Here is a 19,538-nt window from a genome sequence, read left to right as displayed (position 1 = left end):
GTCGCCCGCCGACGGCCCGGCCGGCTTCGGGTTCGACGCGCCGTTCGCGGAGGGCGCGGAGCCGGTCGGCGGCATTGGTGCGGGGCCGGGGTGTGGGTGCCGGCGGGGTGCCGTTGTGGCACGGCTCCGGCACCCACAGGGCCAGTTGCTCGGAGGTCACGGCGCGGGCTCGACGGAGTACGTGGTGGTGACGCGGACGATGCGGTGCTCACGGTCCGGGAACTGCTGCTCGCGCCGGGCCTGGCAAGCGAGTGCCCCTGCACGGCTGGCGTAGTGGATGCTGGCGACAAGCCAGTCCGTCTCTCCGCGGCGTTCGACAACCCAGGCGTGATCGGCGGGGTACGGCTCGCTCATCGGCTGCTCCTGTCTACCGGGCTGCCGAGGATGGCGCGGGCCACGGCGAGGGCGTGCGGGTTGTGGCCGATCATCTCGGCGTCGGTGGCCGCATCGTCCAGCCAGTCGGCGAGGGCCGGTCCGATGAGGGCGAGGTAAGCCTCGGTTGCGTGCTCACGGAGGCGGGTGGCGGCGGCGCGAAGTTCGGCGGCGGGGGTCATGTCTGGTCTCCGTGGGGGTCGATGTGGGCCCAGGACGGGTGGTGGTGGGCCGCGTGGCGGCCGCGGCTGGCCTGCCGGGCCTCCCGCTGCTGCTGGGACCCGCGGTGCAGGCAGACGATGGCCAGGGCGACGAGGGCGGTCCAGCAGACGATGACGGTGCAGGTGATCAGCAGGCCCGACACGGCTACTCCTCGATGGGGCGGAGGACGGGCGCGGGGCTGCGCGGTGGAGGCGGGGCGTTGCGGTGCTGCCACGCGCGCACGGTCTCCCGTGGTCGGGTCGCGAGGATGGCGGCGATCTCGCAGGCGAACACCAGCTGTGCGGCCCACCAGCGCCACGAGGTGCGCGGTGTGCGGCGGACGTCGATCTGCCGCCATGCCCAGGCGGACGCGCGGCGGGCGGGGCGGACGCGGCCGGCGAGGTAGCCGAGGGCGAGCCCACCGGCGACGAGGAGCAGGGTCAACACGGCCTACTCCTCGGCTGCTGCCAGGCAGGCCGCGACGACGACCGCGTCCGGTGTGTCCAGCGGGAAGTCGACGGTCCAGCCCTTGCGGCCCGTCAGGCTGATGCAGCCGTTGGTGACTCCGAGGCAGGCCCCGTTCTTGCGGAGGAGCGAGAGCGGGAAGTCGACATCGCCGATCCAGTCGGCGGCTTCGAGAGCCTCGATGAGGTCAAGGCGCGGGTCCCAGACGTCGACCGCGGGCTGCTGGCTCATTCTGCGGCCTCCTCGGCGGTGTCATCGGCGTTGTCCTCGCCGATGGCCTGGGCGCAGCGTCCTCCGTCGTCAGCGGAAATGAAGTCGAGGTCGCAGCCGGTGCCGCAGTCGGGGCAGGCGTATCCGGTGCAGCCCGAGGCGGGGCATCCGGAGTCGTAGACGTCTCCGTCGCAGTCGGGGCAGCCGCGCTCGTCCGGCACAGTGTGCGGCCGGTTCGGGTCGAGGAAGACGAGTTCTGCGACGGTGCCGGCGGTGAGGTGGATCGGCTCGATCGGGATACGGATGTCGGTCATGGGCGGCGGGTCCTTCCGGTGGTGTGGGTGGCGGGTGGCCGCCCCGGGTGAGGCGGCCGGCGGGGGCGGGGTCAGTCCTGGTTGGCGATGAGGTGCCAGGTGAACGCCTGCCCGGTGGGGAGGTCGAGGACGGCGAGGGCGGTGCGCAGCTGCTCGTCCCACGCCCCGTACACGGCGGGGTCGTGGGGGACGTCGACGGTCTCGGGCGCGCCGAGGTCGGCGTCGTGGCAGGCGGTAACGAGGTAGAGGCGGTCGCGGTCGTAGGGCCCGGCCTCGAGGTGGCCGACGTCGCCGTCGAGGCGGCCGAGGATCTCGTCGAGTTCGTCGGTGTCGCGGGTGGGGATCTCCAGGCCGTAGGCGAGGTAGGCGGCAGTCCAGATGGACATGGCTGGCTTCTCCTTGTGTGCGGGTCGGTTGTCGGGTGGGATGGTGGAGGGTCGGGCCGGGGTGGGCCCGTGCGGGTGGCTGTACGGCCGCCTGGCGGCCTAACGGAGCGGCGGCGCCTCTGACTTCACGCGCGACTCTCGCGGCGCCTCAGGCTGCCTCAGGCGGCTCTGTGGGTATGAGGCCTCGCCGGCGGGCGATGCGGACGGCGGCGGCTCGGCGTTCGTCGCGGTCCATCCAGGCGACGTCGAGGCGCTTGTAGGCCTCGGAGAGCCGGGCGGCTACCCAGGAGCGGGGGCGGTCGAGGCGGTAGGCGATCTCGGCGAGCGGGGCGTCCCCGGCTTCGGCGACGGCGGCGAGGACGGTGGCTTGGTGGGTGGTGAGGGGCCAGCGGGCGGGGCCTCTCACGGCTGGCCTCCGGCTGCGGCGAAGCAGTGGCCGCAGTGGCGGTCTCCGCAGGGCTGTCCGGCGTGGTGGGCGTCGGCGATGCGGTCGAGCTCTGCGCGGATGTCCGGGTTCTTGACGATGCCGTCGGCGATCCAGAGGGCGAGTTTCCAGGTGTCGACGCTGAGGTTGATTTCCTGGGCGAGGAGCTGACGAAGCCGATCGTCGGCGGGCGGGTAGCTCATCGGCGTTCTCCGTTCGTGAGAGGCTTTGTTGGCGCCCCCGCCGTATTCACCACGGCGGGGGCGTCCTGCGTGGGCTAGAGGTCGAGCAGGGTGACGGGCTGGGCGCCGGGCGCGTCCGGGTCGCACCAGTCGGCGGTCCACATGCAGCCGTCGTACTCGGGCGCTGGGTCGCGGAAGACGGCCCAGCGGGGGGTGAGGTAGTCGGCGTAGCCGGCGACGGTCTCGCCGTCGCGGCGGGTGTGCGCGTCGAACGCGGCGAGGACGCGCTTCGGGTCGTGGTGGCCGAGGGCGAGCATGGCGCCCTCGTGGCCGAGGTAGGCGACGGGGATGCCGTAGTGCACGGCCTCCATGCGGGGCTGGTCGGTCATGCTGCGTCCTGGTGGTAGTCGCGGGCGGGGTAGGCGGTGGCGAGTCGGGCGGTCGCCCACTGATGCCGGCAGTGGGGGCATCGGTAGCCGTGGACGATGTGCGGGCCGCGGGCGCGGGCGGCGACCGGGGCTATGGCCGGGGTGAGGCAGGCGGGGCAGGTGTCGGTGACGGTCACGCCTTGCCTCCCAGGGAGCAGCCGTGGCATGGGCAGTGAGTGCTGGCGGGCGGCCGGTCGGCCAGCAGCCAGCGGCGGTAGTCGCGCAGGGCGGCGTCGACCGCGGGACCGGGGATGGTGGGGCCGGGTGCGGCCCGGCGGGTACCGGTGGGCCAGGCCCCGGGGTGGGGGATGTCGAGTGGGGCGAGGTCGGGTTCGGTGGTCCGCTGCCGCGGAGGCTTTGCAGGGCTGATGCCGGCGGCCATGAGGAGCAGGGCCACGAGGTCCCCTTCACCGCGGGCGGCGGCAATGTCCTCGGGGGTGAGGTCAGTCACGTGGGCCTCCTAGGTGTTGGCCATGTCGACGAAGCGGGCGTAGTGACCCTGGAAGGCGGTGGTGATGGTGGAGGTGGGGCCGCCTCGGTGCTTGCCGACGATGAAGTCGGCCTCGCCGGCGCGCGGGGATTCCCGCTCGTAGGCGTCGGGGCGGTGCAGCAGAAGGACGATGTCGGCGTCCTGCTCGATGGATCCGGATTCGCGGAGGTCGGAGACCTGCGGGAGTTTCTCCTGTCGCTGCTCGGGTCCCCGGTTGAGCTGGGCCAGGATGATCACGGTGATGCCGAACTCCTTGGCAAGGAGCTTCATCTGCCGCGACAGCTCGGACACGGCGACCTGGCGGGACTCGGCCTTGGGCGCCTGCATCAGCTGCAGGTAGTCGATGATCACGAGCCGGAGGCCGGCGGTGCGGGCAAGATGCCGGACCTTGGCCCGGAGGGCGGGCATGGACAGGCCGGGGGCGTCGCTGATGTGGAGCGGCGCCGGGCCGATCTTCGCCGCCGCCTTTGCGAGGCGGAGCGCCCCTTGGTCGTCGACGGTGCCCTGCTTCATGTGGTGCAGGGGTACGCGGGCTTCGGCGCTGCCGATGGAGTTGGCGAGTTCGTCGCGGCCCATCTCCAGCGACTCGACCAGCGTCGGGATCCCGTTGTGGATCGCGGCGGCGCGGGCGAACCCGAGGGCGGCGGTCGTCTTGCCCATGGCCGGCCGGGCGCCGATCACGATGAGCTGGCCTGGGGCCCAGCCGCCACAGAACAGGCTGTCGAGGTCGAGGAAGCCGGTCGGAATCCGGTGCTCGTTGGTGGGAGGGGTGACGGCTCGCTCCAGCACGCCGGCCATGAGGCTGCCCGCAAGGATGGTCTCGCTGTCGGCGCCAACGCGGACGACGTTGTCGAGTTCGAGCTGGGCGGCGGCGACGTCCTCGTCCGGGTCGAAGGCGGCGGAGTTGCCGCGGGCGATGACGGCGTGGCCGTGGGCGACGAGCCGGGCGGCGACAGCCTTCTTGGTGATCCGTTCGGCCGCCCAGGGGGCGCTGGCCGGCGAGGCTTCGGTGTACAGCTGGGCGAGTTCGTCGCGGGCTGCGGGCACGGTGGTCATGCGGCCGTCGGCCAGCCAGGCCTGCAGCTGCCGGTCGATGGCCTCCCAGCGGATGCTGCCGGGGGCGAGGCTGGTGCGGATCTCCTCGACGGCGTACCAGATCCACCGGTAGCGGTCGATGGTGAAGTCGGCGGGGTCGAAGCCCTGGGCGGCGAGGTCGTCTACGAGGTCGGTGCGGACCATGACGGCGGCGGCGAGGATCCGTTCGGCGTCGGGGTCGGCCGGCCTCAGCGGCATGGCGGGCGCGTCGTCGAGGGGGGTGCCCCACAGGTCGGTGTCGGTGGTCACCGGGCACCCGCCTTGCGCCGGTCGTCTCCACCGAGGTGGACGACGCCGCCGCGGAAGATCTCGGCGCTGCGGGAGGTGACGCGTTCGCCGACGATGTGGCTGATCTCGCCGGGCTTGACGTCGCTGGTGATCAGGATCGGCAAGCGGTTGATGTACCGCTCGTCGAAGATCTCGTAGAGACGTTCCTGGGTCCAGCCGGTCGGGGAGACGCGGGCTGCGGCGACGTCGTCGATGTACAGCAGGTCCGCGGTCTGCAGCTGCTTCATGAGCGTCTTCGGGGTGCCGCCGGTGTCGTCGGGGCGGAGCGCGTCGAACAGGGCGGTGGACCGCCAGGACTGCACGACGGGCGTGCCGCGGTAGGCGCCGGCGAAGTGCGCGGCGATCCAGCGGGCGATGGCCTGCCAGGCGGAGTGCGTCTTGCCGACACCGAGCGGGCCCCACAGGAACAGGCTGCTCGGCGCGGTGTCATCGCGGTCCGCCCAGGCAGCGACCTCGGGGTGCAGGTCGATCGCGTCTCGGTAGAGGGCGGGGATGGTCTTGCTGAACTCGGCGACAGCCTGGGCGCGGCGCTCGTCGAGCCACGAGCCGTGCGGGTCGTCGTCAGCCGAAAACGCTTGCATCGCGGATCTCCTCGTCGGTCATGTGTCGGGATGCGGTGGCCGGGCCGGGCTGCTGCTGGCGGCCCGGCTGGGAGTTGGCCTGTCGGCGCAGCTGGTCGTACTTCTCGCGGAGCTTCATTGGCGTGAGGATGTGGGCCTGCCAGAAGCTGTTGCTGTGGGCCCAGTCGATGGCGGCGAGTGCGTGCTCGACGGTGACGCCGTCCCGGTCGAGCATCAGGCGCGTCGCGTCACGCCACTTGGCGGTGATGTCCGGCCTTTTGCTGCCGCTCTTTTCGAGGATGTCGGCGAGGTGCTTGCAGACGCGCTCAACGTCGGCTCGGGGAGGGGCATCGGCGGAAGGCGAAGCCTTCGCGCGCCCCCTATTCCCTGCTCCCTGCTCCCTGCTCCCTGCTCCCTGCTCAGGGCGGAGGGTCTCCGGAGCGCTCTCGTCATCCTCCGGAGGGCTCTGGAGATCCTCCGGAGTGGGGTCTTTACGCAGGTCAGCGAGGTCCTCAGGGCGCGGGAACCGAGGCTTGCGCGGGTGGCTGACCTTCTGGTGCTCAGACCAGTTGCAAACGGCTACGAGAGGGCGTCCGGAGTCCTCGTAGAGGGCAATCAGACGGGCCGTGTGAAGACTCTGGAGATCTTCCCGAGTCCTCTGGAGGATGTCCGGAGCCTCCTCGAGTGGCCAGATCGCGGCCCGGATCAGACGGGCGTCCGCCGGCCCCACGCCGTTGTCGTCGACGTAGGTCCACAAGCCGATGAACGTGAGACGCGCGGACAGCGGCAGCTCGGCGATCGTCAGGGAGGTGAAGAACTCCGGCTTGATCGAGCGGATGCGAGCCATAGGTGAGGCTTCTCTCTGGCTGGTGCGGGTGGTGGGCTAGGCGGCGGTGCGGCTGCGGATCCGGTAGACGGTCCGCGGTGTGCAGCCCGCCATCTCGGCGATCTGCTCGGCGGTGTGGCCACGCCGGGTGAGGGCGAGCACCGCGGCCGCGCGTTCGGCGGCGGTGAGCCTGGCCGGCCGGTCGCCATTGAGGGTGCGGGTGACGGCGACGGGGTCGGGCTCGACGGGCAGGCGGCTCTGGTGGATGCGGTTGTAGGTGCGGTTCCAGGCCCTGCGGCAGGCCCGACAGAAGGCGTGCCCCTCGCGGTCGTAGGCGAGGTTCTCGGGGTACGGGTGGCCGTGGGTGCAGGCCGTCCGGCGGTGTGCCCAGCGGTGTCCCATCAGGCGGCCTTTCGCATGTCGTTCCTGCGGCGGAGAGTGACGACCAGGTCGTGGATGTAGTCCTCGGAGGAACCCATCTGCTTGGCGATGGACGCCTCGGATTCGCCAAGGCCGATAAGGTGCGCGATCTCTTCCATGCGGTTCGAGTCGCGGCCGTTCTTCATCGGCGGCCGGTACGGTTCACTGGTCTCGGGCTCGGCATGCGGGTCGTCGATGCTGTTCTCATCCCAGGCCAGAGGCCCGTGCCAGCCCTCCCGTTCGGCCACCCTGCGGGCGAGCGCTCGCGCTTGGGCGCCGACTCCGCACCGCTCGGCGGTCGTGGTGAGCAGACGCCGGTAGCTGTCGCGTACCTTGCGTGCGTTGCCGGAGATGAGGGACGTCGCGCGAGCCATGTCGCCGAGACAGTGGGCGTGGATTCCGATCTCGGACTCGAGTGCCGTGAAGGTCCATCCGGATGCGACAAGGGCCTGCAGCCGACGCCGGGTGCCAGTGGCGTCGATGCGGGCACCGTCGGGGATCCGGCAGTCTTCGAGTCGGACGGCGAGGATGGCCTGTGCTGAATCCGTGCGGATTTTGGCGTTGGGCCGCTGTCCCTGTCGCCCGTAGAGAAGGCGGCCGATGGTCGCCGTTGAGACTCCGGCTGCAGCCGCGATCGGGACGGTGCCTACGCCAGCCGCTCGCAGGCTTTCGATGTGCTTGCGTACAGGTTCGGCGTCCATGAACGGCTGCCACGTTCCGTAGGCCACCTGCCGGTGACGTCGCTGGGCGTACTGGCTGTTGCGGACGAGGCATTCCAGGCGGCGGCACCCAAATTGCTTCACGCAGTAGAGGGTGTTGTGGTGGGGCGCTTCGGGGCGGATGTCGGTCACGGCTGTTCCTTCCTGCGCTGGCTGGGGATGCCGTCCGGGTATTCGGCGGCGATGATCCGGCTGAAGTCGGCATCGAAGTACTGCTGGATTGCGGCTTGCCGGGCCCGGTAGGCGGCGATGTCCCGGCGGATGTCGGCCTCGGTGCGGGTGCCGGTGGATGCGTCCCACTCCTGCTGGTCCGGCGGGCTCTGGCCGGCTCCGAGTCGCCACAGGACCCAGAGCGCGCCGACGAGGATCGAGACGATCAGCCAGCCGAGGATGACGTTGGCGGTCATGCCGCCTGGTCCCGTCGTGCGGCGGCCCGGTCGGCGGCGATACCGCGGGCCCTGTCGGTGAGCTCCCAGACGCTGAGGCGGTGGCCGTGGGTGCTGGACAGGTCGGATGGGACGTAGCGGCCGGTGTGCCGGATCAGGCCGCCGCTGTGGAGGGCGTTGATGGCGGCCCCGAGGAAGCCGAGGCCCATCTCGGGGAGGAGGGACCGGAAGTCGTTGGCGGAGAATTCGCCGTGCTGGCCGGTGGTGAGGACGGCCTGCTCGACGAGGAACTGGTCCCAAGAGGACTGGTCGGCTATCTCCTCGAGGAGCAGATCGCGTTCGGCGGCGGCGTGGCGTTCGGCGACGGTGAGACGACGGGGCATGGCGGTGGTCCTCTCGCGTGCGGGGTATCTCTGGGGTGGGTCCGGCCGCATTGCCCGCGGCCGGACCGGGGCTACTGCTGGGCGCGAAGGCCGATCAGGCGGGCTCCGATGAACTCGTCGAGCGTGGTTGCCGCCCCGGTGTCCGGGGCGAGCATCGGAGTGGCACCCAGTCCGCGCGATGCGATCTCTGAGGCGAGCCGGTCAAGGTCATCGGCTGACGCGCTGCCGGCCGTGGCCCGGTCGATGTACGAAGCCGGGTCCGCTCCGGCCGCACCGTCGTTCAGCCAGTCGAGGAGCGTGCGCGCGATCTGTGCCCCGTCGGGCCGTTCGACCTTCAGGTTGTGCAGGCTGGGACACCGCGACTTGATCACCGTGAGGCGGTTCTCGGTGTCCATCTGAGCGACGACGTCGAACTCGTACTCGACACCCCTCCGCTGCTCGGGCCGTGTGCCGAGCCGCTTCGGTTCCAGCTGCCCCCTGTCGTTGCGCTCCAGCGACCACTCGGTGTGGGCCCGCATGGTGGCGAGCACATGCCCGGGGTACGACAGCAGCGCGTCAACCATGGAGTTCTGCAACGGCGTGCCTTCGGACCAGCCAGCGAACGTGTTGCCGCCGTAGCCCTTCTTCGCCGCCCGCTCAACCTGCTCGAGGGTGCCGTCGGTGCCGGACCAGAAGTGTGACCACGAGTCGACCATCACGGCCCCGTATCCGGCGTCGGCCGCGGCGGCCAGGGCGCCGACCAGGGTCTGCGGGTGGAAAGACTGGAGCTGCAGCACGTCGAACTCGACGCCCCTGAGGCCGGCGTACTTGCGGGCGGCGCCACGCTCGGTGTCGATGACGGCGAGCCGGTCGGAGAGCGCCGCGGCGAGCCGGAGTCCGGTCCAGGTTTTGCCGCTGCCGGAGACGCCCATGATGGCGATGCGGGCCTTGAGCTTTTCGCGGGATGCGGGGGTGAAGGTGAACGTCTCCGCGGACCGGGTGCTGCTGCGGTTGTCGCGGTTGCTGTCGCCCTGAAGGCGGGACATGAGTGGCTCCTATCGGGCGGGCTGGAGGGCGATGGTGGTGCCGTCCTCGCGGGCGGTGCGGTAGGCGATGCGCCGGCCGAGGTGGACGGCGTTGCGGCCGGTACCGAGTGCGGCAAGGAGCAGGGACTTTGCTGCGGTGAGTTCGTCGCTGGCGGCCTTGGCGGCGCCCTGGGCGATCTCGTATCGGGCGGCGATGGGTCCGGGGATTTCGACGTCGGTCGGGTCATAGCGGTCGGGCTGGCGCCGGATCGTGTCGTAGGTGACCTGGGAGCCATCGATGTTGGGCGCTTCGCCACGACGGACGGAGTCGAGGAACTCCTCGGCCGCAGACCGCATCACCGCAGCGTCGCCTTCGTCGTACTCGACGGTGAATTCGCGGTAGTCGTGACCGGAGATCAGGACCGCGACGTGGCAGACGTCCAGTCCGAGCGTGTCGAGCTGCCACTGGATCTGGATGTAGTAGTGCAGGGGTACGTCGTCGAGCCACTCCTGGCCGAACGGGCTGGTCTTGACCTCCAGCAGTTCGACGGCCCGGTCGGAGACGACGATCCGGTCCGGAGTGGCCCGCTGCCAACCACGGTCCCGGTGCCGCCACGTGCCCGTCACCTGGACGCTGTGGCCGGGGTGCTCGTCCTGCCACTTCTGGGCGACCGAGCTCTCCAGCCGGTTGCCCCATTCGATGGCGGGGTTGGGCTGAAATGGGGGGACCGGCAAGCCGGCCTTCTGGTGCCAGAGGCTGTACCGGGATGCCCAGGGGGAGCGGCCCATCACGGCGGCGATCTGGGTGGCCGTGATACACAGGCCGGCGCGGGCCTGCTCCCACTCGGGGGTGCCGGGGGTGTACTCGCCGAGGAGGACACCGGTCGGGGTCTCCATCAGAACGGGTACCTTTCGGTGATGACGGTTCGGCCGACGGGGATGCGGATGTTGTGGAACGGGTCCCAGCAGTCGCAGGGCGCGAAGTACGGTTCCTCGCCGTCGTGGTAGCCGGGCCCGTACTCGACGTGACCCTTGCCGCCGCAGTCGGCGCACCGGGGGTTGGGCTGCTTCTGCAGGTAGAGGGCACGCTCGTAGAGGTCGATGCGCCAGCGCCGGATGGTGATGGAGTTACGCATGACGCCTCCCTTCAGGGTGTGCTGGGCCAGGGCCCTGGCGGTGCAGGGCCCTGATGCGGGTGGTTTGGGGCGCCGGGGCGACCGGTCGTGGCACGGTCGGCCCGGCGGGATTAGCGGCCTGTGCGGCCGGGGAGGGGCGCCTGCCAGAGCGGCATGACGCGGATCGGGAGGGAAGGCGGCGGGGTGGCGCTGGCCGCCGGGCGGCTGCCTTCCCCGCGGGGTATCGGACCGGTCACCACGGCACGCCAGCCGGCTCGTCGTCGTTGTCGAGGACGTGAAGGAGGCCAGCGATCTGCTCGTCACGCTCGACCAGCTGCTCAGCAAGTTCGGCGTTCCGCCGCTCCGCGATCGACAGCTGGATTCGAAGGTCGCTGATCTCTACCGCCCGAGAATCGGGCCGAATCGACTCCCACAGCCCGATCACTGCAGGCAGCGCCACCTCCCACGATCCGTAGTCCCACGAACCGTCGCGGATACCTGATGCACAGTCCTTCGGCCAGCCGTCACAGGCACACAGTCGGTCATGGATGTCGTCGTTTTCCGCCCGGTCTGCGACGGCGCCCAGGGCATCGATGTGTTCTGCCGACAGCACAAGTTGGGTGTCAACCACGGTGTCCTCCCTGGTTGATGTGGTGGCCGAGCCAGAGCAGCCCGACCGATGCGGCGAGGGTTAGCGCCAGGGCGGCGGCACCTGCGACCGGGCCGAGCCCGAGGGCGGCGAGCAGCAGGCTCCGGTCCTCGTCGTCCCGTGCCCGGCGTGTCACGTAGGCGGCAGCCGCCTCACGCTCCGGCGCCGGGTTCTCGGCGATCGACACCAGCGGCAGCTCGTCGTGCCGGTCTATCTCCAGACCCATCACCGGCCCCCGTTCCCGACTCGGGCCGCCCACGCTTCGACGTCCTCGACGTAGCCCTCCGCGACCAGCGCGGCGATCCGCTCCCGGTACGCGGCTCGGGCGGCGTCGACCCGGCGCGCGGCACAGGCCGCACACAGGCATCCGTCGGAGTGGGACAGTGCGGCCTTCGCGCGAGCCTCGGCCGCGGCACGGATCAGCCGGACCTCGTCCGCCGGGGCGAGCCGACGGCCAGCGAAGTCGTCGATGGGGATCACCGGGCCACCGTCCTGGGGGTGGCCTTCGCCACGCCGATGTACTGGTAGCGGCCGCGGGAGAACGCCGTCAGCAGGAGTCGCTCCGCCTTCCGCCCGCGGGGGTAGGCGATGACGCTGCCGTCGGGCAGCACCGCGACCGGGCAGGCCACCACGTGGCCGCTGTCGACGCCGGCGACGAGGACGTAGCCGCCGAGGTCGGTCTGCCAGATGTCGCCCGGTGCGGGCTTCACGGTCCTCACGACGCGCCTCCGGCGGTCAGGTACGGGTACGGGGCGGCCCCGTCGAACGGGCAGACGCTGTCGGCGTCGAGGTCGAACACCTGGTGGCGCTGCTCGGCCAGCGCGCCCTCGCGGAGCCGGCGGCGGTGGAGGATCGTCTCCATCGCGGACTCCAGCTCGATCAGCGGCCGGTCCAGATCAGCGATGGGGTTCAGCGGAGTCGTCATCGCGCACCCCCGGTCGTCGGCGGGTTGTCGACGCAGCCGGTGCACTCGTCGTCCTCGCAGTCGTCGTCGTGCAGGATCATCCACAGGGCGTGGTCGTCCAGGGCCGCCAGCAGCTCGCGGTTCTCGGGGCTCAGTCGGCCGTGCCGCGCGGCGAACGCCTGGGGGCCCAGCAGCAGGTCAGCCGCCTCGGCCACCGAATACAGCGGCTCGGGGGTCGTGTCGCTCATCGCAGCACCACCGCCGCCTGCGGGTACGTCGCCAGGACCTTGTCCGCGCGGGCCATGTCGGAGATCGCGTACTCGCGGGCCTCGCGGGTGAACTCGCTGCGGCACAGGCCGAACGCGGTCCGGGCCTGCCGCAGGTCACGGACCGCGGCCTTGATGTGGTCGGGGAGGTGGGACTCGATCAGGTCGACCACCGTGTCGGGCATGGAGTGCACGCTCATCGGGCACCGCCCTCGGCCCAGGGCTTCGAGTCGCCGCTGCCGGAGCGCAGGCCCTTTTGGGCGATCCGGATGGCCTCGCCCCAGCTGAGCTTGCCCTGGGTCCGACCGAGCCGCTGGAAGTCCTTGGCGACCTCCCAGCGGACGTCGCGCTCGTACTCGGCACGGAAGGCGTTGATGGCGCTGCGCACGTCGTCTCGGGACCAGACGGTCATGTCGTCGCGGCTGGTGCGGAACATCGCCTCGAGGCGTTCACGAGCGGTCAGGTACTCGCCGGTGGGGTTGGGGTCGCCCGTGGGGCCGGGCATGATGTGGGACATCGGGATCTCGCTCTCTCCGCACTCGCGATGCGGGTGAGGGTGGGGATTGCGGTAGGCCCTGCTGCCGGAGGTCAGAGCCCGGCGGTAGGGCCGCATGCCGACTAGGCGGCGCGCAGGGAACGGGGCTGGACCTCGCCGCTCTTCTGGATCGCCCGGATGTGTTCGGCGGTCAGAAAGCGGGATCGTCCGATGTACGTGAAGGGGATTCGGCGATCCTGGATCGCCTCGATCACCCAGTTCTCGGTCTTGCCGAGCAGCTCGCCGGCTTCGGCCAGCGTGTAGCAACGCGGTGCCTGAGCGGAATCGGCGAGGGCCTCAAGGGCTACGACCAGGCGTTCGATGAGGTTGCTGTCAATTTGGTGCCGGGCCAGGTCGTTCCTGGTCACAGGGTCTCTCCCTTGTGATTGCTGCTTCCGGGATGTTGAGCACTTCGGCGATCCTGCGGACGGTTTCCCGGCTGGCGCCCTGGATGTCGCTCTCTACGCGCCAGAGGTAGCCGGGGTCGCGTCCGGTGAGGTTCGCGAGTTGCCGCAGGGGCATGCCTTGCAACTTCCGGATTGCCCGTATTGCGGCTCCATTCGGTGTCACACTCACAACATAGACCCAACGTTGGGTGTTCGGCAAGGGTTCGCGGCGGGTTGAATGGGTGTTCACTGGGTGCACCGGGTGTCAGGCAGCGACGGCAGGCGCACGGCAGCGCGCGAACAGGCAACAAAGTGAGCCGTCCAGCACCGATCGTTACTGGTCAAAACACGTACCCGATGGGTGCGCGTTGCCTAGGGGTGCGGCATCATGACCGCATGAGCAGGGACTGGGAGCGGCTCGGCAAGGCCATCGAAGCGGCACGGGATGCCCTCGGCATGTCGCAGGTAGCGCTGGCCGAGGCTGCAGGCATCAGCGAGTCGACCGTGCAGAACTACGAAGCCGGACAGGCCCGCAAGCGGCTACCTGTCACCCTGCCGGCACTTGAGCGCGCCCTTGGATGGGAAGCCGGATCTGGTGTCGCCATCCTGGAGGGCGGCGACCCGAGTAAGTCATCACCATCAGCCCCCTTCGATCTGCCGCTGCGGGTAACCCAAGCACTTGGCGACGGGCCCCTACTCGACACGAAGATCATGGACCTGGACGACGGATCCGGCGCGAGGATGATCGTGGTGGTGAAGGGCAAGGAAGGCGCGACCCCCGAAGAGATCAGGCACGCCTTGGAAGCTTGGGAGCGCACCGAGACCCAGCTTCGCAGCGCCTCACAGGAACCCAGCTAGAAACTTCAACCAGTTCCCACCAACCCCTCACGCCCAGCGTGCTCATGTGATTTCATTGCGTCACACCGTCGAGGGGGCGCCTCTGATGGTTGGGGGACCACATGCCGGTCCAGGTCGAACGCGTACAGGGCATGCCGTGCGGCGTGCAGATATGGGTCAAGGCCACCAATGATGGCCTCATCGCTTACGTCACCGACGACTACGCCGACGCGTTGGGCGATATGGCAGCCGTGGAAGAGTTCGCGCAGCTGCTGTACAAGCTCTAGGACGCGAGGTCAACGATGGCGTATGCCGAGAAGCGCACATACGACAAGCTCGCCCGCAAGTGGCGTTGGCGGGGCAAGTACAAGCTGCTGAACGGGAAATGGGCGTCGGTGTCGAGGGACGACAACGACGCGCCCTTCTACACCGAGCGCTCCGCCCGGGAGTACGCGGCCGGCCTCGAAGCCGATCTTCGTCGCGGCCGGACCGTCATCGGGTCGACGCAGGCGCGCACGACTGTGCACAGCTGGTCGGCAATGTGGATCGAGTCGATCGATCTCGCACCGCTGAGCATGAAGGAGTACCGGCTTCGCCTGAAGAACCACATTCTTCCCGAATGGGGCGGCTTGGCCGTCAAAGACCTCTCCCCCGTTGGAATCGCAGCCTGGGAGAAGAGGCTTCGACTCAGGCTCTCGCCGAACTATGTCGAGGGCATCCTGACCACGTTTCGCTCGATGATGCACGACGCGGTCAAGGAAGGCCTGCGGCTGGATAACCCGGTCCCCTCAAAACAAGGAGGGCGACGCGGACGGTACACACCCCAGGTCAAAGAGGAGAAGGCGACGGCCACCCCCAGGCAGGCTCTACTGATCGCACGAAACGCCCTGGCGATGCGAGGGCTGAACGAGTACGCCCTCGTTCTTACGTCGGCCTACACAGGGATGCGCATCGGCGAGATCGCCGGGCTTCACCGGGACCAGGTAGAGCTGGTTGATACCGGGCGGGGTTTCCGATTGCACTCAAGTCAGCAGTCGCAGTATGTGAATGGGGCGCTCACCGAGATCGACAATAAGTACGCGTCCAGCCGGGGGCTTATCATTCCGCCGTTCCTGGCTGAGCTACTCACAGAGCTCATTGCCTCGCGGCCTGAGTCGGAGTGGGTCTTCACCGCACCGAAGGGTGGTCGGCTCCTCAGGGGAGGCGACTGGTACACGAATACCTGGCAGCCGCTGGTCGCCGGCCGTGCCCCGCGGGGAGTAGTCCGGGGTGCGAAAGCCCGCGTCGGGATCCGTCCAGTGCTCGGCGTCGAAGGGCTTACGCCGCACGGGCTTCGCCACTCGCAGAAGGTCTGGTTGGACGAGGGTGGCCATCCTCGGGTGGCGGTTGAGGCCCGGATGGGCCATGTCCTTCAGGGCGTCGAAGGCGTGTACTCGCATGTCACACTGAAGATGGAGCTGGCTGTTGCCGCGTCGCTGCAGGCGCTCTGGGAGGAATCCCTCCGGACTGTGGTGGATCGCCGCGAGTTCGGCCCCTATCCCCCGCTGAAGAAGCCCCGCCAAAAACGATCTCCCAAAAATCTCCCAGGGCCGTCGGCAGCCCCATCGGGCGGGGTACCGCCCACCAGCTGAACGGTGGGCCCGCACCCCAACCCAGGGAAGGTTACACGTGTCTACCTGGGTCGATGTTCAGCGGATCGGCATGCCGGAGATCGTGCGGGCGATGACCAGCCGCTGGATCTCGCTGGTCCCTTCGAAGATCGTGTAGATCGCGGCGTCCCGGTGCATCCGCTCGACCGGGTACTCCCGGGTGTAGCCGTTCCCGCCGAGGATCTGCACGGCCTGGGCGGTGACCTTCTTCGCCACCTCGCTGGCGAAGAGCTTGGACATGGACCCCTCCGCGGAGGTGAACGGCTTGCCCGCGACCGCCATCCAGGAAGCCCGCCAGACCAGCAGCCGGGCGGCGTCGATCTGGGTGCGCATGTCCGCGAGCTGGAAGGCCACGCCCTGGTTGTCGATGATCGGCCGGCCGAACTGGGTCCGGGTCCGGGCGTAGTCCAGGGCCACCTCGTACGCGGCCCGCGCGGTGCCGACGGCCATGGCGCCGACCGCCGGGCGGGAGGCCTCGAAGGTGGCCATGGCCGCGTTCTTGACCCGCTCCCCGCCGCCCGCCTTCGCCTTCTCGCGGGCCCGGGCCAGCCGCTCGTCCAGCTTCTCCTTGCCGCCGAGCAGGCAGGACCCGGGCACCCGGACGTCCTCCAGTACGACCTCCGCGGTGTGCGAGGCGCGGATGCCGTGCTTCTTGAACTTCTGCCCCTGCGACAGCCCCGGAGTGCCGGGCGGCACGATGAAGGACGCGTGCCCCCTGGTGCCGAGCCCGGGGTCCACCACCGCCACCACGATGTGGACGTTGGCGATGCCGCCGTTGGTGGCCCAGGTCTTGGTGCCGTTGAGCACCCACTCGTCCTTCGCCGCGTCGTACACGGCCCGGGTCCGCATGGAGCCGACGTCGGAGCCGGCGTCCGGCTCGGACGAGCAGAAGGCGGCGACCTTCACATCGTCCGGGGTGCCGTACATCTGCGGGATCCAGGTCCCGATCTGCTCCTCCGTGCCGTTGGCGACGACTCCGATGGCGGCGAGCCCGGTCCCGACGATGGAGAGGGCGATGCCCGCGTCGCCCCAGAACAGCTCCTCCATGGCCATCGGGATGCCGAGGCCCGTCGGGTCGAAGAACTGCTGGGCGTAGAAGTCGAGGGAGTAGATGCCGACCTTGGCCGCTTCCTGGATGACGGGCCAGGGGGTCTCCTCGCGCTCGTCCCATTCGGCGGCGGCGGGCCGGATGACATCGGCGGCGAAGCCGTGAATCCAGTCCCGGACCTGCTGCTGGTCCTCGTTCAGCTCCATGGTGAACTCCGCCATGTCCCCTCCGGCTATGCTGGTGCAGGATGCGCGTTACCTACGGTAACAGCCGCAGGCACCCCAGTGTGTTACCGGCCGGTAGGCGTGTCAACCGCGACCGCCGGTTGGATCCACCGGGTGCGCCGGGTGTTACGTTGCGTGGGCGTCACGCACATCGCACGGGCGGGGAGAGAGTAGAAGATGGACACCACGCAGCAGGCCGGCCGGGAAGAGAACGGGGCCGAGCGCCGGCGGCGGGAACTGCTCGAAGCCGCCGACCGGGTGGTGCTCCGGGACGGCCCGAAGGCCTCCATGAACGCCATCGCCGCCGAGGCGGGCATCACCAAGCCGATCCTCTACCGGCACTTCGGCGACAAGGCCGGCCTCTACCAGGCCCTCGCCGTACGGCACACCGACGCCCTGCTCGACTCGCTGCGCGCGGCTCTGGACGCCCCGGCCGAGCGGCGCAGCCGGGTGGAGGCGACCCTGGACACCTATCTGGCGGCCATCGAGGCCCGCCCCCAGGTCTACCGCTTCCTGATGCACCCGGCCGAGGACCCGCACGCCGCGGAACGGGGCTTCGACGTCGGCCTGCACTCCGCACCACTGCTCCGCCGGCTGGGCGAGGAGCTGGCGAAGGTCGTCGCCGAGCGGGTGGACCTCGGCCCCGACGGCGAGGAACTGGCCCGGATCTGGGGCCACGGGATCGTCGGCATGATGCACGCGGCGGGCGACTGGTGGCTCGGCGAACGCCCTTGCGGCCGCGCCTCGTTGGTCCGCGGCCTGACCGACCTCCTGTGGGGTCGCCTGGCCACCGCCGGCAACCTGGAGGACGGCCCCGGCTTCTGAACCCGCCGGGCACCGCCCGCGCGCCGGCCCGGCGCTACGCGGACCAGCCCGCGCGGCGGATCGCCCGCTCCAGCCTGCCCCGGCGCCACCCGTCGACCCGCTCGCGGTAGACCACGCCGTCGAGGTGGTCGCACTCGTGCTGCAGGCACCGGGCGAAGAACCCCGTCCCCTCCACCCGGACCGGACCGCCCCGCGCGTCCATCCCCTCGACCACCGCACGGTCGTGGCGCACGGTGCCCGCCTCCAGCCCCGGCAGGGACAGACAGCCCTCCGGGCCGCGGATCTCCAGCCCGTCCGCCTCGACCAGCCGGGGGTTGACGACGTACCCGAGGTGCCGCTCGTCCTCGTCGTCCGGGCAGTCGTAGACGAACACCCGCTGCGCCACGCCGACCTGGTTGGCGGCCAGCCCGACGCCCCCGGCGGCGTACATCGTCGCGAACATGTCCTCGACCAGGCGGTCGAGTTCGGGGCCGAACGCGGTGACTTCGGCGCACGCCGAATGCAGCACCGGATCGCCCAGCAGGCTCATCGGGCGGACGTGTCCGGACGTACCCGGGACGGTTCGCTGTCGCATGGCGGTAAGCGTACGACGGGCGAATATATGAGGAGATCCGCGGCGCACAGCGGCGCCGCGGTCAGGGGTCCGGCCCGTACTGGATAGGCTGGGGCCGGACCGACGCGAGGAGGAACAGGGACGATGGCAGGCAACACGGAGCCGCTTTCGCCGCGGGCCAAGCTGGCCGTGACGGCGGGCAAGGCCGCGGCGGCGGTGTCGCGCGCCGCGGGACGCGGAAGCGGATCGGTGATCGGAGGCAAGGTCGCGCTCAAGCTCGACCCGGATCTGCTCAGCGCGCTCGCGCAGCACCTCGACGTCGTCCTCGTCTCCGCGACCAACGGCAAGACCACCACCACCCGCCTCATCGCCGAGGCCCTGCGGGCCAGCGGCCCGGTGGTGTCCAACGCGCTGGGCGCGAACATGCCGGCCGGCATCACCTCCGCCCTGGCGGGCGGCAGCGACGCCAGGTACGGCGTCATCGAGGTGGACGAGAAGTACCTGGCCGGGGTGGCCCGCGACGTGACCCCCAAGGCGATCGCGCTGCTCAACCTCTCCCGCGACCAGCTCGACCGCGCCGCCGAGACCCGGATGCTCGCCGAGAAGTGGCGCGAGGGCCTGGCCGGCTCCAAGGCGGTCGTGATCGCGAACTGCGACGACCCGCTGATCGTGTGGGCGGCCTCGTCCTCGCAGAACGTCGTCTGGGTCGCGGCCGGGCAGGAGTGGAAGGACGACGCCTGGTCGTGCCCCTCCTGCGGTGGCGTCATGCAGCGCCCCGGCGACGACTGGTTCTGCGCCGAGTGCGGCTTCCGCCGCCCCACCCCCAGCTGGGCGCTCTCCGGCGACCACGTGCTCGACCCGCACGGCTCGGCCTGGCCGATCCGCCTCCAGCTGCCCGGCCGCGCCAACAAGGCGAACGCCGCGACCTCGGCCGCCGTCGCCGCCGTCTTCGGCGTGCCGCCGCAGGTCGCCCTGGAGCGCATGTACGACGTGCAGGCGGTCGCCGGCCGCTACGACGTGGTGACCTTCCAGGACCGGCAGCTGCGGCTGCTGCTCGCGAAGAACCCGGCGGGCTGGCTCGAAACGTTTTCGCTGATCGACCCGCCGCCGACCCCGGTGATCCTCTCGGTGAACGCGCGCGGCGCCGACGGCACCGACACCTCCTGGCTGTGGGACGTGGACTACCCCCGCCTCGCCGGCCACCCGATCTTCGTGATCGGCGACCGGAAGCTGGACCTCGCGGTCCGCCTGGAGGTCGCCGGCCTGGACTTCCAGGTCTGCGCCTCCCTCGACGAGGCCGTGCAGATGGCGCCGCCCGGACAGATCGAGCTGATCGCCAACTACACCGCCTTCCAGGACGTCCGCCGCCGCGTCGGCAACTAGCACCCGTAGGG

General features: G+C 70.3%; 39 protein-coding genes. 5 read left to right on the top strand and 34 right to left on the bottom strand.

Annotated features, from left to right (window positions below; all coding sequences use genetic code 11):
- Positions 1-156: 156 nt before the first annotated feature.
- From ACFY61_RS10465 to ACFY61_RS10310, 32 genes are all read right to left on the bottom strand, one after another.
- Positions 157-354, bottom strand: a complete 198-nt coding sequence (locus tag ACFY61_RS10465; RefSeq protein ID WP_389469637.1) for a hypothetical protein — start codon at positions 352-354, stop codon at positions 157-159.
- The gene (locus ACFY61_RS10460; protein WP_389469635.1) at positions 351-554 is read right to left on the bottom strand and encodes a hypothetical protein; all 204 of its coding nucleotides are present in this window, start codon (positions 552-554) and stop codon (positions 351-353) included. The genes ACFY61_RS10465 and ACFY61_RS10460 overlap by 4 nt, the downstream gene beginning before the upstream one ends.
- Positions 551-736, bottom strand: a complete 186-nt coding sequence (locus tag ACFY61_RS10455; RefSeq protein WP_389469633.1) for a hypothetical protein — start codon at positions 734-736, stop codon at positions 551-553. Before ACFY61_RS10455 ends, ACFY61_RS10460 begins: the two co-directional genes overlap by 4 nt.
- Before the next feature lie 2 nt (positions 737-738).
- Positions 739-1,020 carry a hypothetical protein gene (locus ACFY61_RS10450; RefSeq protein WP_389469630.1) on the bottom strand — a complete coding sequence of 94 codons (282 nt, stop codon included), beginning with the start codon at positions 1,018-1,020 and terminating at the stop codon, positions 739-741.
- A 3-nt stretch (positions 1,021-1,023) separates the two neighbouring features.
- Positions 1,024-1,269, bottom strand: a complete 246-nt coding sequence (locus tag ACFY61_RS10445; protein WP_389469628.1) for a hypothetical protein — start codon at positions 1,267-1,269, stop codon at positions 1,024-1,026.
- Entirely contained in the window at positions 1,266-1,562 is a 297-nt protein-coding gene (locus ACFY61_RS10440) for a hypothetical protein (protein ID WP_389469625.1), read from the bottom strand. Before ACFY61_RS10440 ends, ACFY61_RS10445 begins: the two co-directional genes overlap by 4 nt.
- Positions 1,563-1,633: 71 nt before the next feature.
- The gene (locus tag ACFY61_RS10435) at positions 1,634-1,948 is read right to left on the bottom strand and encodes a hypothetical protein (protein WP_389469623.1); all 315 of its coding nucleotides are present in this window, start codon (positions 1,946-1,948) and stop codon (positions 1,634-1,636) included.
- 148 nt (positions 1,949-2,096) lie between these two features.
- Complete coding sequence (locus tag ACFY61_RS10430; RefSeq protein WP_389469620.1) at positions 2,097-2,354, bottom strand: hypothetical protein; 258 nt, start codon at positions 2,352-2,354, stop codon at positions 2,097-2,099.
- Complete coding sequence (locus ACFY61_RS10425) at positions 2,351-2,575, bottom strand: hypothetical protein (RefSeq protein WP_389469617.1); 225 nt, start codon at positions 2,573-2,575, stop codon at positions 2,351-2,353. Before ACFY61_RS10425 ends, ACFY61_RS10430 begins: the two co-directional genes overlap by 4 nt.
- Before the next feature lie 74 nt (positions 2,576-2,649).
- The gene (locus ACFY61_RS10420; protein ID WP_389469615.1) at positions 2,650-2,943 is read right to left on the bottom strand and encodes a hypothetical protein; all 294 of its coding nucleotides are present in this window, start codon (positions 2,941-2,943) and stop codon (positions 2,650-2,652) included.
- Entirely contained in the window at positions 2,940-3,119 is a 180-nt protein-coding gene (locus ACFY61_RS10415) for a hypothetical protein (protein ID WP_389469612.1), read from the bottom strand. Before ACFY61_RS10415 ends, ACFY61_RS10420 begins: the two co-directional genes overlap by 4 nt.
- Positions 3,116-3,433 (bottom strand): hypothetical protein, encoded by a 318-nt coding sequence (locus ACFY61_RS10410; RefSeq protein ID WP_389469609.1) that lies wholly within the window; start codon positions 3,431-3,433, stop codon positions 3,116-3,118. The genes ACFY61_RS10415 and ACFY61_RS10410 overlap by 4 nt, the downstream gene beginning before the upstream one ends.
- Positions 3,434-3,442: 9 nt before the next feature.
- Positions 3,443-4,816 (bottom strand): DnaB-like helicase C-terminal domain-containing protein, encoded by a 1,374-nt coding sequence (locus tag ACFY61_RS10405; RefSeq protein ID WP_389469607.1) that lies wholly within the window; start codon positions 4,814-4,816, stop codon positions 3,443-3,445.
- Positions 4,813-5,436, bottom strand: coding sequence for a DnaA ATPase domain-containing protein (locus ACFY61_RS10400; RefSeq protein WP_389469604.1), 624 nt, complete (start codon positions 5,434-5,436; stop codon positions 4,813-4,815). Before ACFY61_RS10400 ends, ACFY61_RS10405 begins: the two co-directional genes overlap by 4 nt.
- Positions 5,417-6,262, bottom strand: coding sequence for a hypothetical protein (locus ACFY61_RS10395; RefSeq protein WP_389469602.1), 846 nt, complete (start codon positions 6,260-6,262; stop codon positions 5,417-5,419). Before ACFY61_RS10395 ends, ACFY61_RS10400 begins: the two co-directional genes overlap by 20 nt.
- Before the next feature lie 36 nt (positions 6,263-6,298).
- Complete coding sequence (locus ACFY61_RS10390) at positions 6,299-6,643, bottom strand: helix-turn-helix domain-containing protein (protein WP_389469599.1); 345 nt, start codon at positions 6,641-6,643, stop codon at positions 6,299-6,301.
- The gene (locus ACFY61_RS10385) at positions 6,643-7,512 is read right to left on the bottom strand and encodes a hypothetical protein (protein WP_389469597.1); all 870 of its coding nucleotides are present in this window, start codon (positions 7,510-7,512) and stop codon (positions 6,643-6,645) included. The genes ACFY61_RS10390 and ACFY61_RS10385 overlap by 1 nt, the downstream gene beginning before the upstream one ends.
- On the bottom strand, positions 7,509-7,787 hold the full coding sequence (locus ACFY61_RS10380) for a hypothetical protein (protein ID WP_389469596.1): 279 nt from the start codon (positions 7,785-7,787) through the stop codon (positions 7,509-7,511). The genes ACFY61_RS10385 and ACFY61_RS10380 overlap by 4 nt, the downstream gene beginning before the upstream one ends.
- Complete coding sequence (locus tag ACFY61_RS10375) at positions 7,784-8,149, bottom strand: hypothetical protein (protein WP_389469593.1); 366 nt, start codon at positions 8,147-8,149, stop codon at positions 7,784-7,786. Before ACFY61_RS10375 ends, ACFY61_RS10380 begins: the two co-directional genes overlap by 4 nt.
- Before the next feature lie 71 nt (positions 8,150-8,220).
- Complete coding sequence (locus ACFY61_RS10370; protein WP_389469592.1) at positions 8,221-9,174, bottom strand: AAA family ATPase; 954 nt, start codon at positions 9,172-9,174, stop codon at positions 8,221-8,223.
- Positions 9,175-9,183: 9 nt separating this feature from the next.
- Positions 9,184-10,050, bottom strand: coding sequence for a YqaJ viral recombinase family protein (locus ACFY61_RS10365; protein WP_389469589.1), 867 nt, complete (start codon positions 10,048-10,050; stop codon positions 9,184-9,186).
- Complete coding sequence (locus tag ACFY61_RS10360) at positions 10,050-10,289, bottom strand: hypothetical protein (protein ID WP_389469588.1); 240 nt, start codon at positions 10,287-10,289, stop codon at positions 10,050-10,052. The genes ACFY61_RS10365 and ACFY61_RS10360 overlap by 1 nt, the downstream gene beginning before the upstream one ends.
- A gap of 232 nt (positions 10,290-10,521) precedes the next feature.
- On the bottom strand, positions 10,522-10,899 hold the full coding sequence (locus ACFY61_RS10355; protein WP_389469585.1) for a hypothetical protein: 378 nt from the start codon (positions 10,897-10,899) through the stop codon (positions 10,522-10,524).
- Positions 10,892-11,143: a hypothetical protein gene (locus ACFY61_RS10350; protein ID WP_389469582.1), complete on the bottom strand. Its 252-nt coding sequence runs from the start codon at positions 11,141-11,143 to the stop codon at positions 10,892-10,894. Before ACFY61_RS10350 ends, ACFY61_RS10355 begins: the two co-directional genes overlap by 8 nt.
- Positions 11,143-11,397: a hypothetical protein gene (locus ACFY61_RS10345; protein ID WP_389469579.1), complete on the bottom strand. Its 255-nt coding sequence runs from the start codon at positions 11,395-11,397 to the stop codon at positions 11,143-11,145. The genes ACFY61_RS10350 and ACFY61_RS10345 overlap by 1 nt, the downstream gene beginning before the upstream one ends.
- Positions 11,394-11,636: a hypothetical protein gene (locus ACFY61_RS10340; RefSeq protein ID WP_389469576.1), complete on the bottom strand. Its 243-nt coding sequence runs from the start codon at positions 11,634-11,636 to the stop codon at positions 11,394-11,396. Before ACFY61_RS10340 ends, ACFY61_RS10345 begins: the two co-directional genes overlap by 4 nt.
- Complete coding sequence (locus ACFY61_RS10335; RefSeq protein ID WP_389469573.1) at positions 11,633-11,842, bottom strand: hypothetical protein; 210 nt, start codon at positions 11,840-11,842, stop codon at positions 11,633-11,635. Before ACFY61_RS10335 ends, ACFY61_RS10340 begins: the two co-directional genes overlap by 4 nt.
- Positions 11,839-12,069, bottom strand: a complete 231-nt coding sequence (locus tag ACFY61_RS10330) for a hypothetical protein (RefSeq protein ID WP_389469571.1) — start codon at positions 12,067-12,069, stop codon at positions 11,839-11,841. Before ACFY61_RS10330 ends, ACFY61_RS10335 begins: the two co-directional genes overlap by 4 nt.
- Positions 12,066-12,287 carry a hypothetical protein gene (locus ACFY61_RS10325; RefSeq protein ID WP_389469569.1) on the bottom strand — a complete coding sequence of 74 codons (222 nt, stop codon included), beginning with the start codon at positions 12,285-12,287 and terminating at the stop codon, positions 12,066-12,068. The genes ACFY61_RS10330 and ACFY61_RS10325 overlap by 4 nt, the downstream gene beginning before the upstream one ends.
- Positions 12,284-12,604 carry a hypothetical protein gene (locus ACFY61_RS10320; RefSeq protein WP_389469567.1) on the bottom strand — a complete coding sequence of 107 codons (321 nt, stop codon included), beginning with the start codon at positions 12,602-12,604 and terminating at the stop codon, positions 12,284-12,286. The genes ACFY61_RS10325 and ACFY61_RS10320 overlap by 4 nt, the downstream gene beginning before the upstream one ends.
- 101 nt (positions 12,605-12,705) lie before the next feature.
- Positions 12,706-12,990: a hypothetical protein gene (locus ACFY61_RS10315; protein WP_389469565.1), complete on the bottom strand. Its 285-nt coding sequence runs from the start codon at positions 12,988-12,990 to the stop codon at positions 12,706-12,708.
- Positions 12,956-13,192: a helix-turn-helix domain-containing protein gene (locus ACFY61_RS10310; protein WP_389470401.1), complete on the bottom strand. Its 237-nt coding sequence runs from the start codon at positions 13,190-13,192 to the stop codon at positions 12,956-12,958. Before ACFY61_RS10310 ends, ACFY61_RS10315 begins: the two co-directional genes overlap by 35 nt.
- Before the next feature lie 212 nt (positions 13,193-13,404).
- Here ACFY61_RS10310 and ACFY61_RS10305 point away from each other — a divergent pair, with 212 nt between their 5' ends.
- From ACFY61_RS10305 to ACFY61_RS10295, 3 genes are all read left to right on the top strand, one after another.
- Positions 13,405-13,866: a helix-turn-helix domain-containing protein gene (locus ACFY61_RS10305; protein ID WP_389469562.1), complete on the top strand. Its 462-nt coding sequence runs from the start codon at positions 13,405-13,407 to the stop codon at positions 13,864-13,866.
- A gap of 101 nt (positions 13,867-13,967) precedes the next feature.
- Complete coding sequence (locus ACFY61_RS10300) at positions 13,968-14,132, top strand: hypothetical protein (protein WP_389469559.1); 165 nt, start codon at positions 13,968-13,970, stop codon at positions 14,130-14,132.
- 15 nt (positions 14,133-14,147) lie between these two features.
- On the top strand, positions 14,148-15,476 hold the full coding sequence (locus ACFY61_RS10295; protein ID WP_389469557.1) for a tyrosine-type recombinase/integrase: 1,329 nt from the start codon (positions 14,148-14,150) through the stop codon (positions 15,474-15,476).
- Between the two features lie 57 nt (positions 15,477-15,533).
- On the opposite strand, the gene ACFY61_RS10290 is transcribed toward ACFY61_RS10295, so the two are convergent.
- Entirely contained in the window at positions 15,534-16,763 is a 1,230-nt protein-coding gene (locus tag ACFY61_RS10290) for an acyl-CoA dehydrogenase family protein (protein WP_389469556.1), read from the bottom strand.
- 180 nt (positions 16,764-16,943) lie between these two features.
- Here ACFY61_RS10290 and ACFY61_RS10285 point away from each other — a divergent pair, with 180 nt between their 5' ends.
- Positions 16,944-17,591, top strand: coding sequence for a TetR family transcriptional regulator (locus ACFY61_RS10285; RefSeq protein ID WP_389469554.1), 648 nt, complete (start codon positions 16,944-16,946; stop codon positions 17,589-17,591).
- Between the two features lie 34 nt (positions 17,592-17,625).
- Here ACFY61_RS10285 and def read toward each other — a convergent pair whose 3' ends face one another.
- Complete coding sequence (gene def, locus ACFY61_RS10280; protein ID WP_389469552.1) at positions 17,626-18,165, bottom strand: peptide deformylase; 540 nt, start codon at positions 18,163-18,165, stop codon at positions 17,626-17,628.
- Between the two features lie 123 nt (positions 18,166-18,288).
- Here def and ACFY61_RS10275 point away from each other — a divergent pair, with 123 nt between their 5' ends.
- On the top strand, positions 18,289-19,527 hold the full coding sequence (locus tag ACFY61_RS10275) for a MurT ligase domain-containing protein (protein WP_389469551.1): 1,239 nt from the start codon (positions 18,289-18,291) through the stop codon (positions 19,525-19,527).
- Positions 19,528-19,538: the final 11 nt, after the last annotated feature.

The organism is Streptomyces sp. NPDC012888, from assembly GCF_042900645.1.
GTDB lineage: Bacteria > Actinomycetota > Actinomycetes > Streptomycetales > Streptomycetaceae > Streptomyces.
This window is presented reverse-complemented; position numbering and strand designations above follow the sequence as displayed.

Excerpts from the sequence above, each read along its gene's own strand:
- ACFY61_RS10445 (WP_389469628.1), bottom strand. The coding sequence starts at position 1,269 with ATGAGCCAGCAGCCCGCGGTCGACGTCTGGGACCCGCGCCTTGACCTC.
- ACFY61_RS10395 (WP_389469602.1), bottom strand. The coding sequence starts at position 6,262 with ATGGCTCGCATCCGCTCGATCAAGCCGGAGTTCTTCACCTCCCTGACG.
- ACFY61_RS10425 (WP_389469617.1), bottom strand. The coding sequence starts at position 2,575 with ATGAGCTACCCGCCCGCCGACGATCGGCTTCGTCAGCTCCTCGCCCAG.
- ACFY61_RS10435 (WP_389469623.1), bottom strand. The coding sequence starts at position 1,948 with ATGTCCATCTGGACTGCCGCCTACCTCGCCTACGGCCTGGAGATCCCC.
- ACFY61_RS10350 (WP_389469582.1), bottom strand. The coding sequence starts at position 11,143 with ATGGGTCTGGAGATAGACCGGCACGACGAGCTGCCGCTGGTGTCGATC.
- ACFY61_RS10320 (WP_389469567.1), bottom strand. The coding sequence starts at position 12,604 with ATGTCCCACATCATGCCCGGCCCCACGGGCGACCCCAACCCCACCGGC.
- ACFY61_RS10285 (WP_389469554.1), top strand. The coding sequence starts at position 16,944 with ATGGACACCACGCAGCAGGCCGGCCGGGAAGAGAACGGGGCCGAGCGC.
- ACFY61_RS10420 (WP_389469615.1), bottom strand. The coding sequence starts at position 2,943 with ATGACCGACCAGCCCCGCATGGAGGCCGTGCACTACGGCATCCCCGTC.
- ACFY61_RS10295 (WP_389469557.1), top strand. The coding sequence starts at position 14,148 with ATGGCGTATGCCGAGAAGCGCACATACGACAAGCTCGCCCGCAAGTGG.
- ACFY61_RS10275 (WP_389469551.1), top strand. The coding sequence starts at position 18,289 with ATGGCAGGCAACACGGAGCCGCTTTCGCCGCGGGCCAAGCTGGCCGTG.
- ACFY61_RS10380 (WP_389469596.1), bottom strand. The coding sequence starts at position 7,787 with ATGACCGCCAACGTCATCCTCGGCTGGCTGATCGTCTCGATCCTCGTC.
- ACFY61_RS10365 (WP_389469589.1), bottom strand. The coding sequence starts at position 10,050 with ATGGAGACCCCGACCGGTGTCCTCCTCGGCGAGTACACCCCCGGCACC.
- ACFY61_RS10305 (WP_389469562.1), top strand. The coding sequence starts at position 13,405 with ATGAGCAGGGACTGGGAGCGGCTCGGCAAGGCCATCGAAGCGGCACGG.
- ACFY61_RS10440 (WP_389469625.1), bottom strand. The coding sequence starts at position 1,562 with ATGACCGACATCCGTATCCCGATCGAGCCGATCCACCTCACCGCCGGC.
- def (WP_389469552.1), bottom strand. The coding sequence starts at position 18,165 with ATGCGACAGCGAACCGTCCCGGGTACGTCCGGACACGTCCGCCCGATG.
- ACFY61_RS10460 (WP_389469635.1), bottom strand. The coding sequence starts at position 554 with ATGACCCCCGCCGCCGAACTTCGCGCCGCCGCCACCCGCCTCCGTGAG.
- ACFY61_RS10370 (WP_389469592.1), bottom strand. The coding sequence starts at position 9,174 with ATGTCCCGCCTTCAGGGCGACAGCAACCGCGACAACCGCAGCAGCACC.
- ACFY61_RS10390 (WP_389469599.1), bottom strand. The coding sequence starts at position 6,643 with ATGGGACACCGCTGGGCACACCGCCGGACGGCCTGCACCCACGGCCAC.
- ACFY61_RS10375 (WP_389469593.1), bottom strand. The coding sequence starts at position 8,149 with ATGCCCCGTCGTCTCACCGTCGCCGAACGCCACGCCGCCGCCGAACGC.
- ACFY61_RS10400 (WP_389469604.1), bottom strand. The coding sequence starts at position 5,436 with ATGCAAGCGTTTTCGGCTGACGACGACCCGCACGGCTCGTGGCTCGAC.
- ACFY61_RS10335 (WP_389469573.1), bottom strand. The coding sequence starts at position 11,842 with ATGACGACTCCGCTGAACCCCATCGCTGATCTGGACCGGCCGCTGATC.
- ACFY61_RS10300 (WP_389469559.1), top strand. The coding sequence starts at position 13,968 with ATGCCGGTCCAGGTCGAACGCGTACAGGGCATGCCGTGCGGCGTGCAG.
- ACFY61_RS10325 (WP_389469569.1), bottom strand. The coding sequence starts at position 12,287 with ATGAGCGTGCACTCCATGCCCGACACGGTGGTCGACCTGATCGAGTCC.
- ACFY61_RS10465 (WP_389469637.1), bottom strand. The coding sequence starts at position 354 with ATGAGCGAGCCGTACCCCGCCGATCACGCCTGGGTTGTCGAACGCCGC.
- ACFY61_RS10330 (WP_389469571.1), bottom strand. The coding sequence starts at position 12,069 with ATGAGCGACACGACCCCCGAGCCGCTGTATTCGGTGGCCGAGGCGGCT.
- ACFY61_RS10360 (WP_389469588.1), bottom strand. The coding sequence starts at position 10,289 with ATGCGTAACTCCATCACCATCCGGCGCTGGCGCATCGACCTCTACGAG.
- ACFY61_RS10290 (WP_389469556.1), bottom strand. The coding sequence starts at position 16,763 with ATGGCGGAGTTCACCATGGAGCTGAACGAGGACCAGCAGCAGGTCCGG.